Consider the following 16,006-nt stretch of genomic DNA (forward strand, 5'->3'; position numbering starts at 1 on the left):
ATCTGCCACACGGTGATCATCATGGGCCAGATCTGCCACACGGTGATCATCATGGGCCAGTTCCACGGGCCAATGGCACCCACGACGCCGATGGGACGGTAGTGCAGCTCGGCGCGGGTCTCGCCGTCGTCCACTACTGTCTCGGGATCCAGCGGCGTCGCGGCCGTGGCGCGCAGCCAAGCGGCACACGCACCCACTTCGAAGCGGGCATTCGGGCCGTTCAGCGGCTTGCCCTGCTCGCGGGAGAGCAGCTGGGCGAGTTCCTCGGCGTTGGCTTCGACGGCGTCGGCTGCCTTCATGAGCGCAGCTGACCTGGCGTCGTGGCCCAGGGCGGCCCAGGCAGGTTGCGCTTCGGTGGCGGCGGTGATGGCGGCTTCGAGGTCCTCGACGGTGTGGACCGGTGCTTCACCGACAGCTTCACCGGTTGCCGGGTCAAGGATGGTCCGGGTCGGTGTGGATGTCGAGGTGAGCAGGCTGTTGGTGTTCATGGTTCCTCCTGGTTGGAAAATTTGTGGAGCTGATTCGGTGGTTGCTGTTCGATGGCAGGACGTGCGGGACTGGACCGGAACGGTCCGGGCTACGTCGTTGGTGTGGGGAATCTACTCATGCGGTACGACCTTCGAGTGTTTCCAGGGCCAGGCGAAGCTGTTCGATCATGTACTCGGCATTTTCACGGTCGAAGACCATCGGCGGACGCATTTTGAGGACGTTTTCGTGACGGCCGATTTTTCCGATAAGAACCCCGCGTGTGCGCAGTTCTTCAGTGAGTGCCTTGGTGATGACAGGGTCCGGTGTCGAGTCCTCAGGATTCACCAGCTCCAGACCGAAGAAGAGTCCGCTGCCGCGGACGTTCTTGATCCGGGGGTTGCCTTTGGCCAGGGCGGCGAGTTCGTCAGCGATGTATTTACCCAGCTGGTGGGCGTTCTCCAGCAGACCCCGTTCTTCCATGACGCGCAGGACGGCAAGGCCTGCTGCGGAGGACACCGGACTTCCCGCGAAGGTGTTGAAGTAGGTGTTGTTTTCCCCGAATTCCTCCAGGAGGGCTGAGGTGGTGACGACGCCACCTACGGGATAGCCGTTGCCCATAGGCTTGCCTAGTGTGACCAGGTCGGGGGTGGTCGCGAAAGCTTGGTGTCCCCACATGTGGGTGCCGATGCGTCCGAAGCCGGATTGGACCTCGTCGGCGATGACCAGGCCACCAGCGGCATGGACACGGTCGGCGACCGCTTCAACATAGYCCTGGGGGGTTTTCAGCAGCCCTTCGGTGGAGAACAGCGGGTCGTAGAGGATGGCGGAGAGGCCGTAGCCTTCTGCTTGGAGTGAGGCTATTGCTGCGTCGACTTCGCGCAGCGCCTCCGTCAGGACACGCTTTCGCTTGGCAGCTGTGAGTCCGGCGGCGTCCGGAATGCGGATGGCTCGGACGTTGGCGCCGAGGGGTTCCTTGACGTGAAGACCAGTGGTCAGCTCGGCCAGGGTCGTTGTGTTGCCGTGGTAGCTGTGGTCGGAAATAAGGACGCCTGTGTTGCCGGTGTGCTGTCTTGCAATCCTCAAGGCCAATTCGTTCGCTTCCGAGCCGCTGTTGGTGAAGAACACTCTTTCCAGTGGCTGATCGAAAAGTGAGAGGAGCTTTTCGGCGTACTCCACCACTCCGGAGTTGAGGTACCGGGTGTGAAGATTGATTCTCTGGAGCTGGTTGGTGATCGCATCCCTGACGTCCGGGTTGGAGTGTCCGACGTGGGGGACGTTGTTGTAGACGTCCAGGTACCGCTTGCCGGCGGCGTCTTCGACCCACACTCCTTCACCGGCCACAATTTCCAAGGGCGTGGCATAGAACAACGGCGAGTGAGGCCCGATGGTGCGTTCGCGGCGTTCCATGAGGCTTTCCTGGAGGATGGCCTCGGGGGCCGGTTCTGTGGCTGTTTCGAGTGTCATTGCTGTCCTTGGCCGTTGGTGCGGATTCGAATCGGGAAACGTGGGGCGTTGCCGGGCCGGACGGTCGATGGCCTGACCCGGCAACGGTCTAGAGGGCGTTGACGCCGGCTGTGGCAACCAGGTGGTCGTTTTCCACGGTGCTGCCGCTGACGCCGATCGCACCGATGATGACACCGCCCTTGGTCAACGGGATGCCTCCGGGGAAAGTGATCAGGCCACCGTTGGAGACTTCGATGTTGAACAGCGAACCGCCGGGCTGGGAGATGGCACCGATGTCTCCGGTGGGCATGTCGAAGTACCGCGCTGTGCGTGCCTTTTTGATGGCGATGTCGATGCTGCCCAGCCAGGCTCCGTCCATGCGGGCGAAGGCTTTGAGATTTCCGCCAGCGTCCACGACGGCGATGTTCATCAGGGTGTCGGAGGAGCGGGCTGCTTCGCGCGCTGTTTCGAGTACCTGTTGTGCTTGTTGTTCGGTGATGTCGTTCATGTGGTGCTCCTGTTGGATGTTTCCGGTTTTTGGGCGTACTTGTCATGGCTGATGGTTAGTCAGCCGGTCTGATTGGCCCGTCGGGTGGTGGTGTTTGGTTGTCTAGACGAGTGCTGCCGGTGTCGCGGCGGTCTTTATCAGTTCCGGGAAGTCAGGGGAGGTGATTTCGGTGATCAGCCCTTCCCAGCTGGTTCGTAGTTCCCCTGCGTAGTCGGCGTCGTCGTTGGGTCGGGCGTTGCCCAATGCGGTGATCCACAGTCCGCTGTTGGACCAGTGGGCCACTGCCATGAAAAGCCGTGCGCGGGCGATTTTCACGGGGTCCTCGTTGCCGAAGTAAGCCTGGAAGAGGGCGTGGGCTTTTTCTTGTCCGAACCCGTTTTGGGCGGCAACAAAGCCGACTTCGTAGCAGGGGTCTGAGTTGCCGGCGAGGTCCCAGTCGATGATGTTGTACGTCATCGAGGAGGTCTGCTTGATGATGTTCGCGTCCCAAATATCTAGGTGGCAGGGTACGAACTGGGCTGGATTCAGTGCCAGGGCCGTCTCGATGCGGTCCATCAGCGCTTGTACGGCCGTCGCTCCCGGGGGAAGTTCGATGCCGTGCTTTCCCGCCGCGGCCATCCTTTGTTTGGACTGGTCGAAGGGATTGATGTCGTTGAGGAAGCGGCGGCCTGAATGGTGCAGCCGGTGCAACGCGGGGACGAGCCGGGCGATGGAGTCCTCGTCAGCGTTGAGCTGGGGGTGGTTGCCGGCGACGAAGTCCAGGGCCAACGCCAGAGGTTCGGTGGAGACGGTGATCACCGGCGCGCCGACGCCTATGTCAGCGGCGATCTTCGTGTTCTCCAGCACGACCTGCGCTGCTGGCAGAACTCCTACTGTTTCCCAGTAGTTGTTCCAGAGCTTGACGACGCAGCGGCGCTGCCCGTCTTCCACCAGGTAGTTCTTGTGTGCTTGGCCGCCCGAGAGGGAACGCGCTGTGATATGACAGCCGCCCCACTCCGGGGAGGATGAAAGCGCCGCCTCAATGCTGGTGATTTCGGTATCAGGGACGATGGTCATTAGAGTTGGATGTCCTTCGAATTTGGAATGCAGGTGCACTGTGTTGTTGTCGGGGACCGTCCTGGCTGCACTGTTCGCACTGTTCTACGAGCTCCCACAAGCTCTGTAACGGTGCGGTCAGGACATCAACGGATGACATTTCTCATGCCTTTGCTGTGACGAACCGCGAAGGCAGGAACAGGCTGGTTTCTGGTCGGGAGACGCCGTCAACATGGTCGGCCAACATTTCACCGACAGCCGCTGCATAACGGAATCCCCGGCCCATGTCGCCGGTACCAATAACCACATTCGATGACTGTGGGTGCTCGCCAATGACCCAGTGGCCGTCCTCGACTTCGGACCACATGCACACTGTGGTGGACACCGGGTTGGGGTCAATTTCCGGAAGCCTGTCGCGGAGAATGTCCTGGATCCGTTCGATGTCTCCGGGACGGAGGTCCTGACTGAGATCCTCGGGGTCGATCCAGTTTCCCTTTCCCGGGACGGAGAACTTCCACTCGCCGTTGGGTTCCGAGCAACCGTAGGACGGTGCTTCATCCGATCCAGGCGGCTTGGCGAAGTAAATGGCCGGCTTCGGCGGTCCGTCCTGGCGGAAGTTGGCCAGCACCTGACGGTCCACCTTGTAGGGCAGCTCCAGCTGCATCAGGTGGTTGGCGCGGGCGCCCACGGTCACGACAATTTTATCGGCGGTGTACTTTCCCCGCTCGGTGTCCACAACGATGCCTAACGCTGTCTCGTCCCACCCCAGAACGGACTCCCCTGTCCGCAGGGTTGCTCCGAGTCGTCGCGCTTCGGATTGGAGTGCCTCAATGGCAGGGTGGACGAGAGCGACCGTACCGTTCGGTTCCCACACGGCGACTTCTTCGTCGGCGATGCGGGCCCAGGGGAAACGCTCACGTGCTGTCTTGCCGTCAAGGACGTCGTATTCGAAGTCAGAAGAGCCCAGTGAAGCGACGGTCTTGTCGAACCACATTGATCCGGGTTCGCCGACGAACACGGTTCCCGAGCGCTCCAGCAGCCGGGTCCCGGTCTTCGCGGCCAGCTCATCCCACAGTTCAAAGGTCCGCTTGGTGAAGGTCGTGTATTGGGCTCCTGCGCTGCTGGACTGACGTGCCAGCCTTGTAGCTCCACCGTGGGAGCCGTGCATGTGCGGAGGCGCAAATCGATCCAGGCCGAGCACGGTCTTGCCGCGGGCCGCCAGATGCCATGCCGCCGATGAGCCCCAGGGGCCCAATCCGATGACGATGACATCGTAATGTTGTTCAGACACAAGTTCCTCCGTTGGTGTTTTTGACCCGGTGGCGGGTCAGACAATAGCTCGTACGAGAAGTCCATCCATGAGCAGCCGGACAGCCTCGACGGCCTGCTCGGCGTTCTCCGGTTTACCGGCTGCAGTCGCCCCGGCGGCACGGATTGCCCCGGTGATCGTTGCGGCCAGGGCCTCGGTTGGTGCGTTCTGGTCCAAGGTCCCTTCCTCTTGCGCGTGCTTCAAATCCCGTGCAATCAGTTCCTCAAAAGAGCGCGACGTCGAACCCAGGACGCCTGAGAGGGCCGACACCAGGTCCGGTCCCATAACCCCGTAGAACCGGCCTGCCGGCTCCTTCGTTGCCTCCACCAGAGCGAAGGCCAGGGCCGTGATCCTCTCCGCGGGATCGCTCAGAGCATCACGCAGGCTGATACCCCGCACATAGACTCCATCGGCGATCCGGAGATAGACCTCCCGGACGATCTCATCGCGCCCACCTGGGAAGTGGGCGTAGATGGTTCCCCGCGAAATACCCGCCCTCTGGCTGAGGACTTCAAGGGCAGTAGCGCCGTATCCCTCAGAACCCAGAAGCTYCGCGGCGGTGTCCAGGATGTCTCCACGGGTACGCATGCGGTTCCGTTCCCGGAGCGAAAGGGGCTTGTCAGCGGCGCTCATTTGTTGTCCTTAGTTTGGGTAATAACGTGATCTGCTTCACATCATTGCACACTCAATCCTAAAAGTGAACAGTCCGTACAGACTTTAACGGAAACCTACCGCGCCCACCTCGTCCCCCAGAAACATTGAACAGTATGCACAGACTTTGGACTAGATGCTTAACATCGAATTAACATGTTCTATTGCCGAACGACACATTCAGGGTTTAGCTTTGCTGTATGAAACAGGTCACAGTTGGGTCGGGTGCACACTTGACCCTGCAGAGCGTCCGGAACTTCCGGAGCATCGGTGGTCTGCATGTCCGCGGAGGATCCCGTCTCGCTGAAGGACTTGTGTACAGGAGCGGACATTTCGGTTCCGCGACGAGCCAGGACCGTGCGCTGCTGCGGGCTGCGGGCCTGCACTTCATTGATCTGCGTAACCCGTGGGAATCGCACGCCGAAGACCGCAGTGTTCCTGCCTGGAAGGGCGTCCAGACGCCCCTTCAATCCAAGGACGGCAGGGATGCCGTTCTCTGGTCGGCGGTACGGGAAGGCCGGCTCACCGAACTCGCCGACACTCTCACCGCCGAAGAAGCCGAAGAAGCAATGCACCGCCTCTACGCGCATGACATCGCCGGCAACCCTTCAGTATTTGCCACTTTCCTCAACTCCCTGGCCACCGGCGACCTGCCCGTGGTCGTCCACTGCTCGGCAGGCAAAGACAGGACCGGCTGGGCCATAGCCGTTCTCCTGACCGCACTGGGTGTCCCCGAATCCGTAATCCGCGATGACTACACCCAGAGCTCCTTGCCGGAAAACCAGTACCTTATCCGCAACACCGCAGGCGATGTCCCACCCATTGACAAGCACCTGCGCACCGTCATCACACCCCTGCTGGAAGCCCGACCCAGCTACCTCGAAGCCGCTTGGCGCAGCGTCGAAAACACCTGGGGATCACGCCGTTCCTACCTCGAAGACGGCCTCGGGATCACCCCGGCACTCAGCCAAAAACTCCAGGCCAGGCTCCTCGTCTGAGGCCCCCGGCCACGGCTACGGCCGCCCTTTTGTGAAAGAGAAAACCCATGATTGATAACGTCAGCGAGTTGCCGGCAACGACGCCGTCCAACACTCCTGCACCGCAACCAGGTCACCTTCGCACCAATAAACTCGGCGTCTTCGCCATCGCCTTCTTCGTCATCGCCGCCGCGGCCCCAATGGCGGCCGTGGTCGGAACCGGGCCTGTTGTCTTCGCCTCTGTAGGAGGCGCCGCCCCACTCATTTACGCCATCGCGGCTCTGCTCATCGCTCTGTTCTCGGTCGGGTACCTGCGGATGAGCCGATTCGTCATCAACGCGGGCGGCTTCGTGGCCTACATCGCCAAAGGCCTCGGCACGCCCTGGGCCACAGCAGGTGCCGGACTAGCAGTGCTCATGTACCTGAGCCTGCAAGTAGGGCTATGGTCACAGTTCGGCGTGTTCGCCGGGCAACTGCTTGAGAGCCTCACAGTACTCGCCGTTCCCCCCGTCGTGTGGATCATCGTGCTGCTTGTCATCACCACGGCACTGACCATGCGAGGCATCGACGCAAGCATCCGGCTCCTTGCTGTCCTCATCATCGGCGAAACCCTCGTCGTCGCAGCCCTGGTCATCGCACTCGTAGCCAGCAAAGGCCCCGAGGTCTTCTCGGTTTCCGGTTTCACTGCGGAAAACCTCTTCAGCCCGGGCCTTGGCATCGCTTTGCTGTTCGCGTTCCTGTGCTTCACCAGCTTTGAAGCCACAGTCGTGTTTTCCGAAGAAGCAGTCAACCCCCGCAAAACCATCCCGCGGGCCCTCTACGCCGTGATCGCCTTCGTTGGCATCTTCTACACCCTCTCCATCTGGGTTATAGGTGGCGCCATCGGCGTCGACAACATCCAGCAGACCGCCACGGAGGACCCGGCAGGGTTCATCTTCAACCTGGCCAGCGCCAGCGGCGGCGACGCCCTGAGCATGTCCATGCAGGTCCTGGTCGTCACCAGCTACCTGGCCATGCTCCTGGGCCTGATGAACATGTTCGCCCGCTACCTCTTCGCCCTGAGCCGCGCCGGCGTCCTGCCCACCCGACTCGCCGCAGTCACCAAGGCCGGAAGCCCCGCCCCCGCAGCCCTCACCAACGGCATCGCAGTAGGCATCGTCGTTGTCGCCTTCCTGTTCTTCGGCGCCGACCCCATCACCGTCGTATTCGCTTGGTTCAGCGCCCTGGCAACAGCGGCGTTCATCACCATCCTGATTGTGACGTCCATATCAATTGTCGTGTTCTTCGTCCGGACCAAAGACTCATCCAACATCTGGGCGACCAAAATCGCCCCTGTGCTCTCCACCCTGATCCTGTCCTACATCGGATACGTGACCATCGAGAACTACGACTCACTCATCGGCCCTGACAACGCCGCCGCAAAGTGGCTGCTCATCCTCATTCCGATCCTGATCGTTGCCGGCCTGGCATTCGGTAAGGCCAAACGCAGCATCGACTACGCCAAAGAGAACGTCTAACTCCTGCCTGTGACAGCCGCCAAGCGGGCAGAGATCCACATTTGCTTGGAAGGACCACAGAGTGAGTACTGCGTACACGAACGGAAAATTTGCACGGTCAACCCTGCCCAGCCCTGGGCTGAGCCCTACTGATCGAAGACGGGGTCATAGTGGCCATCGGTATTGAAGACGACATCAGGCCCAGAAATACTGAGGACACTGAGCCCCCGGCCATCTGGCACGTGCCCGATTACGGACTAACCGATTTACTACCACTTCAACTCCGTGCTCAAGAATGACGTACACATGATCGTCGGATCGGACTGGATCATCACCTCAGATCCCAACCCCTTCCCGGCACTTCAAGGCATGCTGCAGCACGCCAGCGAATCCATCGATCTCCCGGTCGCATTGGAAGGCGATGACCATCAGCGGCGCCCGGGCCGGTAACCAGCAAAAACACCAGGGTTCCCTTGAAGTAGGAAGAACAGCCGATTTCATCGTCCTGGATCGGAATCTCTTTGATGTGCCGGTCGATAAAATAGGGGCCACCAAAGTGATACGCACCGTCTTCGAAGGCGAAACGGTGTTCCACAGGCAATGATCTGCACACGTCGAGGGCACGATGAACGCTGACCGTCACCGTGCCCTCGACAATCCCAGAATCACCCATTTCGCCTAAGTGGGCAGGCAGTGGGCCTACCCACGGCCGCCCCTCACTTGAGGATTACACATGAACAACTCTTCAGTAGCTATTGTCAGCGGCGGGGGTACGGGCATTGGCGCCGCCACCGCAGCAACGCTTCGAGACCAAGGATGGGAAGTAGTCATCTGCGGCCGACGCCCCGATGTCCTGAATGAGGTAGCCCGCAGCACAGGATCACATCCGATAATTGCCGATGTTTCCTCGGATGCAGACATGAAACGACTCGTCACCGAGACCGTCGACAAATTCGGGGCCCTCAACGGTTTAGTGCTCAACGCCGGAATCGTCCGCCCAGGTGCGGCCGGGGACCTGAGCGATGAGGACTGGCATGCCATGCTCAGTACGAATCTGGCAGGGCCGTTCTATCTGATCCGGGCTGCCCTGCCGCACCTTCTGGACGCCAGAGGATCCATTGTCGGCGTCGCCTCCGCCGCTGCACTGCGGGCCACAGCCGGTATCGCTGGCTACGACGCCACCAAAGCAGCCCTGACAATGCTGATCCAGTCCGTCGCCATTGATTACGGGCCGGACGGCATCCGCGCGAACTCCGTATGCCCAGGGTGGACACGGACCGAAATGGCAGACATGGAAATGAGCGAGTTCGGTTCCGAACTCGGCGTCAGCCGCGAAGACGCCTATGAGCTAGCAACGGCCTTCGTTCCCAGCCGACGCCCCGGCTCCTCGTCCGAAGTCGCCGCCCTCATCTCCTGGCTGCTATCGGACCAAGCGTCATACATCAACGCCGCCACGATCCCCGTCGACGGCGGACTAGTAGCTGTTGAACCAGGAGCTATCGCCTTCGACCCGCGAGTGACGGTAAGGTCCAACAGCCAGAACAACAAATCTCCGGGATTACCCTCACACCTGGCCGCAGCCAAGTAGCACAGTTCCGCACCAACGAGAAAGCTAGCAGCTGTGCGCATTAAGGGCCCTTCTCAACCGGGAAGGGCCCTTAAACTTCTTTCCAGTCCCTTCGTATCGAGTGATGATTTCCGTTTCCCCTGGCCGGCCAAAATCGCCCTCTCCTGGCCCAATGCCATCGCTCCAAGCACTACGACAGCTCCGAAATCGCCCACAACAACACCGTAAGGAGGGTGATCACATCATGGGCAGGGCGAATCGATCTGCCATTGTCACCCTGGTAGAGCGGACGTCGCGCTTCCTGATTGCGTTTCCGCTCCGGTCGGGAATCGTTCAGAGAATATGCGGGACCAGCTCATCGAAGCTCTCGGGGTGTTACCGGCCACCATGCGTAGGACGTTGACTTGGGACCGGGGCTCGAAGATGGCAAAGCAGACGTCACTGCAGTGTTGGGCATACTTGTATATTTCCGTGATCCCGCGAGTCCATGGCAGCGGGCCTCGAACGCGAACGGACTGCTGCGCCAGTACTTCCTGAAGGGAGCCGACCTGAGCCTGTTAGAAGCCGGGGAGGTTTTTCTCGTCGCCGATGAGATCAACAGCAGGCCACGGGCTGTCCTCGATGGGGGAACGGCGAGGGCATGTTTCGGGCGTCATGTTGGTGCTGCGACTGAACATTAGCGGAACCCGCGATGCTAAGACGGCTTTGCCGCGCGGTGGGGGTCCTCATGACGCCCGGAAGCAGCGAATCGAGAGAGGGAATGTCGTCCCGATCCCTTCCGTGGCGTGTGGGGTGATGAGAAAATAGGGCATGCTTCAGAGCAGACTTTCGGTTGAGGGGCCGTGGGGAACAACTCCTTCTTTCTGCGGTCAGGAGGAAGTTGTTCTGCCGTTCCTGCAGCTCATACCGGCTCGATCTCAGATTCATATCGCCCCTTTCAATGACGCCTGCGATGCTGAACTGGAGGATCTCCTGCGTGGCAGCACGCATCAACAGGGCTAAGACCAGGCGGGAGCAGTCGTCAGCGGGCTCGGCTTGTGCCGGGGTCTTCCATTGCCCACGTGAGGACCCGGAGATCAAATGGGGGCAGGCGCAGTGCCCCATAGAGGTAGGCCTCGAATTCGGACACCGACGCGTCTCCGCCTTCCGCCCAGTACCTAAGCCATAGGCGCTCAAGCGTGATTTCATGGTGGGCTATGAGCTGACGGGCTGTCTGCCGTGGGTCTTCCATGGCCGTATCCCCAGTATTGTTGACGGACGTGAGCGGCTCACTGATCAGTTTACTTACTACACCTTTTTTCCTCGACAAGGTCGCGTAAAAAGCTAATGCGAAAGGCCCCGCGGGTTCCTAAAATCAATGTATGGAACCTCTAGTACAAGCCGAGCACATCCTTGGCCTGCACGAGCTGGTGACGAACACAGCGGACATCAGCGGGATACTGCAGGGTGTGACGGTTTTCGCTTCGAACGCCGTGGGGCAAGCGGCCGGGACGGACATTGATTGTGCGCTGACGTTGCGCCGGCGCAAGCGAACCGAGACCATCGCCGGAAGCAGTGACAAAGCCGTGCTGCTGGACAAGGTGGAACAGGCCCTGGGGCAGGGGCCATGCCTGGAGGCATTGGAGGTGGGGCGTCCTGTGCTTCTGGATGACGTTGCAACGGATACATCATGGCCAAGGTACAGCTCCGCGCTCCTCGCACACGGGTGCCGCAGCGCACTCGGCGTGCCCATGGATTTGGGAGAGACATCAGAGGCGGTGCTGAACTTTTTCGCCCCGGTCCCCGGACTATTTACCGAGGACGTTATTGAGGTCGCCGCTGGCTTCGCGGACGTTGCCGGCAGCACGCTGCGGCTGGCCATCCGAATCGAGGCTGTGGAACTACTAAACGCGGACCTCAGAGCCGCCATGGCATCCAGGACCACCATCGACCTGGCCTGCGGGGTGATCATGGCGCAGAACCGCTGCACCCATGAGGAAGCCTTCAAGCTTCTGAGAGAAGCTTCCAGCCACAGAAACGAAAAAGTCCGCACCATCGCCGAGGGCATCCTGGGCAGCTTCGGCGGCCGGGCCAGGACGCCCCTGCATTTCGAAGATTAGCTTCCCTTGAGTCGAACTGGCCTTCGAACCACCAACTGGACTGCTAGGTTCAAATAACACCTGTTGCGACGTTGGTTAGAAACCGCCCAGCCTCGGTCCCCTAGTTGCACTCCAGTCCCTAACCCCGCGCACAGGCCCCAAAACGACCCAGAAGCCCAGCGAGCACAAGAAGAACGGACAAGAGCAAAGGAACGGAACCATGAACGCGCTAACCATCAAAAATCCCGCAGACCTGCTCAGCTTCATCGGCCACACTCTCGGCTTCTGGCCAGAGGAAAGCCTCGTCTGCATCACCCTCGACAACAACCAAGTTGGAGCCACACTCCGCGTCGATCTTCCCCGTCATCCGGGCCACGAAATCCTGTTCGCACGGACTGTCGCCAGCTACCTGACCAACGACTTCGCCCTCTATGCAACGGAACGCCGCGATCCGGGGCAACCAAAGCCCCACGCGGCCACGATCGCCGCGCACACCGCCGTTCTGGCTGAGAATGCGGTCACCATACGCGACGGCATCTTCGTAGGCGAGCAGACCTACTCCCCTTACGACACCGATCCCGGCCGAGACATCACCCTGCCTCAGCTCCACCGAATAACAGCCAAGTCAACGCCGAATTCATCTACCGCGGCAGCATGATCGCCCCCAGCAGCCAGATCACCCTGCCACCGCGGAGGCAGCAAACAGAGGCCGCGGTCGCCGTCGCAAGCCATATGTCCACCATCACGGCGCTCAACCCCGAGAAAGCACTTCGACAAGCACATCAGCTTTGGACTGCCATGCTGGCCAACAACAACTATCCCACCGACGAGGACACCATCGCCCTCATCGCGAACTTCCAATTCCCCCATATCCGTGACCAACTCATCCCCGACATCCCCGGCATCGAGGAACCACCCCAACACATACTCTTCGCCCTAACCGAGTCTGGGCCGAAGTGGTCACGCGTCGAATGGGCCCATCAGCTCCTCCTCCACGCATACACCAGAACCAGCCCACAACACGCAGCGGCCATCCTCACCACGATCGGCCACATCAACTGGCGGGAGGGCCGAGGATCCAAAGCACACCGTTACCTCAAACTCGCACTCGATAACCGACCTCGGCTACCGCTTCGCCAGACTGACCCATCGCAGGCTGGAACACCACAAAGACACCGTGTACAAAACCCGCCAAAACATGCTCCAGCGAAATTAATGTGGGCGTCGGGTACGCAGTTGCTCTGTCAGAAATCACTTTGCGAGGCGTGTTAGGGGTGTGGTGGTTGAACAGCTGGAGACTCACGGGACATCAAGGCCGAATTTACTAAGGCGGTCCCGAAACCTCCAAGGCTGTGACGTCACCGCTCCAGTGACGATGGGGTATTCATCCAATGAATATGCTCTATCAAAAATCGTTTCTTCCCCAAATACGTGACGTGACTCATGGTTATTACAGGACCTGCAGAGATCTGTCCGAGACATCAGCACTTAGAAGGAATTCATCGTGGAAACTCCCCTCTCCCATCTTGCCCACCTCGAGATCACCGCTCCGGACGTCGAAGCCTCGGCACGGTTCTACGAGGAAAAGTTCGGCATGCGCATCATTGACCGCGTGGATGGCAACGTGTATTTGCGGTGCTGGGGCGACTACTACCGCTACAGCCTGGTCATCACGGAAGGACCCGAGGCATCCTTGGGGCGGATGGCGTGGCGCACCAACTCCCAGTCCGCGCTGGAAGCCGCGGCCGCCCGTGTTGAAGCGACCGGCGTGCAGGGGACCTGGACGGCGGGAGGTCACGGCTTCGGCAAGGCCTACGAGTTCACCGGCCCTTACGGCCACCATATGCGCCTGTTCTATGACGTGGAGAAGTTCGTCGCCGGGCCCGGCTTCGAATCCACGTACCCCGATCGTCCCGAACGCCGTAGCAGCCACGCGGCCGCGCCGCGCTTCCTGGACCACGTCACGGTCGCTTCCTCAGACGTCCGCGGCTTTGCCAAGTGGTACAACGAGGCCCTGGGCTTCCGTGTCATGGCCTTCGTCGACCTGGACGAAGCACCCATCACCGTCTTCTCAGTACTGACCACCAACGAGAAGTCCCACGACCTCGGCGTCGTCCTGGACACCTCCAAGCGCGCCGGCCGCGTCAACCACATCGCCTTCTGGGTGGACGCCACCGAAGACCTGCTCCGCACCGCCGACGTCATGATGGAAAACGGCACCCCCATGGAATACGGCCCCTCCATCCACGGCGTCGGCGAACAGAACTTCCTTTACTTCCGCGACCCCTCCGGTCTCCGCGTCGAGCTCAACTCCGGCGGCTACCGCAACTACGTCCCGGACTGGGACGCCAACACCTGGAAGCCCTCGGAAGGTTCCAACAACTTCTACAAGAATGGTGCGATGCCGCACTCCATGACAGAATCCTTCCCTCCGGCCGAGGGCTTCACCGCCACGGAAGAAGGCGCCTCCGCTGAAATGAAGGAAGCCCTCCTGAACCCCTACGCGAAGCAGGGCCGGGGCTAATGACGCAGCAGAACTATTCGCTGATCCGCTTTCAGGAACCCGGTGACACTAAAGCGAAGGTCGGCCTGCTGGTGGGCGAACGGGTCCTGCCCCTGGACGGGGACATCAATTCCTTGATCCAGCACTGGGCAACCACTGAAGGCGAGCTTGACCAGCTTGCATCCTCGGCCGGTACGGAAGCCGGACTGGCGCTGTCCACCGTCGAGGTCCTTGCCCCGGTTGAACCGGCGCAGGTCCTGCAGACCGGCGCCAACTACCGCAAGCACGTGATCGATCTGGCCGTGGCCCACCGGGAAGCCGGCCAGGATGCCGAAGAGGTGCGCGCCAAGACAGCCGCCATGATGGATGAGCGCGCTGGCCAGGGAACGCCGTACTTCTTCATCGGCCTCCCGACGGCGATTGCTTCAGCCACGGACGACCTCATCCTGCCGGGGTACTCCAAGTCCCACGACTGGGAACTGGAACTCGCTGCTGTGATCGGTAAGGAAGCGTTCCGGGTAACCCCGGAAGAAGCCCTCGAGTACGTCTTCGGCTACACCATGGTCAACGACATCACCACGCGCGAGTACGTCTTCCGCAAGGACATGCCCGCCATCGGTTCGGACTGGTACCGCGCCAAGAACGCGCCGGGCTTCCTGCCCACCGGTCCCCTGCTGGTGCCGGCCAAGTTCTTCGGTGACCCGCAGGATGTCCAGGTCACGCTGAAGCTCAATGGCAAGGCCATGCAGGACGAATCGACTCAGGACATGATCTTCGGTGTCGCCAAGCTTGTCAGTGAAGCATCGCAGATCATGCCCTTGCGACCCGGAGACCTGGTCCTGACCGGCAGCCCCGCAGGGAACGGCCAGCACTGGGGACGGCTCCTCCAGGATGGCGATGTCATGGAAGGCACCATCACCGGATTGGGCAGCCAACTCATCCACTGCAAGGACGAACAGTGACCACTGAAGCAGCTAAAGCTTCCCTGATCCAGCGCTCCGACCCGCTGGCCAGCATTGCTGCGGCTGCGGGGCAGTTCAACAACTGGGGCCGCTGGGGCGAAGACGACGTTCTCGGAACGCTCAACTTCATCGATGCCGCGAAACGCGTCGAAGCCGCAGCGCTGGTCACCACCGGGGAGGCCTTCTCCTTGTCCCAGCCCTTCGATACCAACGGCCCACAAAAGGGATGGCGCCGCCGCACCAACCCCGTCCACACCATGACCGACACCGGCGTTGATGCGGAGCGGGGCAACCAGGGGTTCCCGCATGGTTTCGGCGGGGCTGATGACGTGATCGCCATGCCGCTGCAGTGCTCTACGCAGTGGGATGGGCTTGGGCATATCTTCGATCGGGGTAAGGCATGGAACGGCAGAGCCGCAGGCGATGTCGTCACCTCCGAGGGCGACCTTGTCACCGGGATTGAAACCGCCGCGTCGAAGATCGTCACCCGCGGCGTGCTGCTGGACGTTGGCCGGGCCCTAGGCGTAGATGGGGAACTACCCGATGGCTTCGCGATCACCCCGGAGCACTTGGAGAGCACGATCGAACGTCAGGGCACCAGCTCCGCTGTTCGCCGCGGAGACATTCTGGTAATCCGAACCGGGCAGTACACCCGGGTCCGCCGTGAAGGCTGGGGTGACTATGCTGGAGGGTCCGCTCCCGGGTTGTCCTTCAGCACTGCGGCCTGGTTACACGCCTCGGAGATTGCGGGGATCGCCACGGACACCTGGGGATTCGAAGTCCGACCCAACGAGTTTGAAGGTGCTTTCCAGCCGCTGCACCAGATCGCCATTCCCAACCTCGGATTGTTCCTGGGTGAAATGTGGGATCCGGATGCATTGGCCGCAGCATGTGCTGCCGACGGCAAGTACGACTTCATGCTCACGGCAGCGCCACTCCCCATCACCGGGGCTGTCGGCTCACCGGTCAATCCCATCGCTGTTCGATAGCAGTCCCTGCAAAACACAGC

General features: G+C 60.9%; 17 protein-coding genes. 11 read left to right on the forward strand and 6 right to left on the reverse strand.

Annotated features, from left to right (window positions below; translation table 11 throughout):
• The 6 genes from AB4Y81_RS19150 to AB4Y81_RS19175 all read right to left on the reverse strand — a co-directional run.
• The coding region (locus AB4Y81_RS19150; RefSeq protein WP_441996543.1) for an aldehyde dehydrogenase family protein at positions 1 to 488 on the reverse strand (488 nt) is incomplete at its 3' end.
• Between the two features lie 115 nt (positions 489 to 603).
• Positions 604 to 1,932 carry an aspartate aminotransferase family protein gene (locus tag AB4Y81_RS19155; protein WP_441996544.1) on the reverse strand — a complete coding sequence of 443 codons (1,329 nt, stop codon included), beginning with the start codon at positions 1,930 to 1,932 and terminating at the stop codon, positions 604 to 606.
• An 88-nt stretch (positions 1,933 to 2,020) separates the two neighbouring features.
• Entirely contained in the window at positions 2,021 to 2,419 is a 399-nt protein-coding gene (locus AB4Y81_RS19160) for a GlcG/HbpS family heme-binding protein (RefSeq protein WP_434326651.1), read from the reverse strand.
• A gap of 102 nt (positions 2,420 to 2,521) precedes the next feature.
• Positions 2,522 to 3,475, reverse strand: coding sequence for a phosphotransferase (locus AB4Y81_RS19165; RefSeq protein WP_434326650.1), 954 nt, complete (start codon positions 3,473 to 3,475; stop codon positions 2,522 to 2,524).
• Positions 3,476 to 3,617: 142 nt separating this feature from the next.
• Positions 3,618 to 4,745: an N-methyl-L-tryptophan oxidase gene (gene solA, locus AB4Y81_RS19170; protein ID WP_434326649.1), complete on the reverse strand. Its 1,128-nt coding sequence runs from the start codon at positions 4,743 to 4,745 to the stop codon at positions 3,618 to 3,620.
• A 36-nt stretch (positions 4,746 to 4,781) separates the two neighbouring features.
• Complete coding sequence (locus tag AB4Y81_RS19175) at positions 4,782 to 5,396, reverse strand: TetR/AcrR family transcriptional regulator (protein WP_441996547.1); 615 nt, start codon at positions 5,394 to 5,396, stop codon at positions 4,782 to 4,784.
• A 218-nt stretch (positions 5,397 to 5,614) separates the two neighbouring features.
• Between AB4Y81_RS19175 and AB4Y81_RS19180 the strand changes: the two genes are divergently transcribed.
• The 11 genes from AB4Y81_RS19180 (at position 5,615) to AB4Y81_RS19230 (ending at position 15,986) form a co-directional block, all read left to right on the forward strand.
• Positions 5,615 to 6,412, forward strand: coding sequence for a tyrosine-protein phosphatase (locus AB4Y81_RS19180; RefSeq protein ID WP_434326647.1), 798 nt, complete (start codon positions 5,615 to 5,617; stop codon positions 6,410 to 6,412).
• A 47-nt stretch (positions 6,413 to 6,459) separates the two neighbouring features.
• Positions 6,460 to 7,908 carry an APC family permease gene (locus AB4Y81_RS19185; RefSeq protein ID WP_441996549.1) on the forward strand — a complete coding sequence of 483 codons (1,449 nt, stop codon included), beginning with the start codon at positions 6,460 to 6,462 and terminating at the stop codon, positions 7,906 to 7,908.
• 285 nt (positions 7,909 to 8,193) lie between these two features.
• Entirely contained in the window at positions 8,194 to 8,337 is a 144-nt protein-coding gene (locus AB4Y81_RS19190; protein ID WP_441996551.1) for a hypothetical protein, read from the forward strand.
• A complete protein-coding gene (locus AB4Y81_RS19195; protein WP_434326644.1) occupies positions 8,309 to 8,491 on the forward strand; it encodes an amidohydrolase family protein in 183 nt (60 codons plus the stop codon). The genes AB4Y81_RS19190 and AB4Y81_RS19195 overlap by 29 nt, the downstream gene beginning before the upstream one ends.
• A gap of 129 nt (positions 8,492 to 8,620) precedes the next feature.
• A complete protein-coding gene (locus AB4Y81_RS19200; protein ID WP_441996553.1) occupies positions 8,621 to 9,475 on the forward strand; it encodes an SDR family NAD(P)-dependent oxidoreductase in 855 nt (284 codons plus the stop codon).
• A 1,340-nt stretch (positions 9,476 to 10,815) separates the two neighbouring features.
• The gene (locus AB4Y81_RS19205) at positions 10,816 to 11,553 is read left to right on the forward strand and encodes a GAF and ANTAR domain-containing protein (protein ID WP_441996554.1); all 738 of its coding nucleotides are present in this window, start codon (positions 10,816 to 10,818) and stop codon (positions 11,551 to 11,553) included.
• A gap of 199 nt (positions 11,554 to 11,752) precedes the next feature.
• Positions 11,753 to 12,190, forward strand: coding sequence for a DUF4192 family protein (locus AB4Y81_RS19210; protein WP_441996556.1), 438 nt, complete (start codon positions 11,753 to 11,755; stop codon positions 12,188 to 12,190).
• Positions 12,187 to 12,804 carry a hypothetical protein gene (locus AB4Y81_RS19215; RefSeq protein ID WP_441996558.1) on the forward strand — a complete coding sequence of 206 codons (618 nt, stop codon included), beginning with the start codon at positions 12,187 to 12,189 and terminating at the stop codon, positions 12,802 to 12,804. Before AB4Y81_RS19210 ends, AB4Y81_RS19215 begins: the two co-directional genes overlap by 4 nt.
• 232 nt (positions 12,805 to 13,036) lie before the next feature.
• Positions 13,037 to 14,056 (forward strand): VOC family protein, encoded by a 1,020-nt coding sequence (locus tag AB4Y81_RS19220; protein WP_441996560.1) that lies wholly within the window; start codon positions 13,037 to 13,039, stop codon positions 14,054 to 14,056.
• Complete coding sequence (locus AB4Y81_RS19225) at positions 14,056 to 14,997, forward strand: fumarylacetoacetate hydrolase family protein (RefSeq protein WP_441996562.1); 942 nt, start codon at positions 14,056 to 14,058, stop codon at positions 14,995 to 14,997. The genes AB4Y81_RS19220 and AB4Y81_RS19225 overlap by 1 nt, the downstream gene beginning before the upstream one ends.
• On the forward strand, positions 14,994 to 15,986 hold the full coding sequence (locus AB4Y81_RS19230) for a cyclase family protein (protein ID WP_441996564.1): 993 nt from the start codon (positions 14,994 to 14,996) through the stop codon (positions 15,984 to 15,986). Before AB4Y81_RS19225 ends, AB4Y81_RS19230 begins: the two co-directional genes overlap by 4 nt.
• Positions 15,987 to 16,006: the final 20 nt, after the last annotated feature.

This window comes from Paenarthrobacter sp. TAF1 (assembly GCF_052113825.1).
Taxonomy (GTDB): Bacteria; Actinomycetota; Actinomycetes; order Actinomycetales; family Micrococcaceae; genus Arthrobacter; species Arthrobacter nicotinovorans.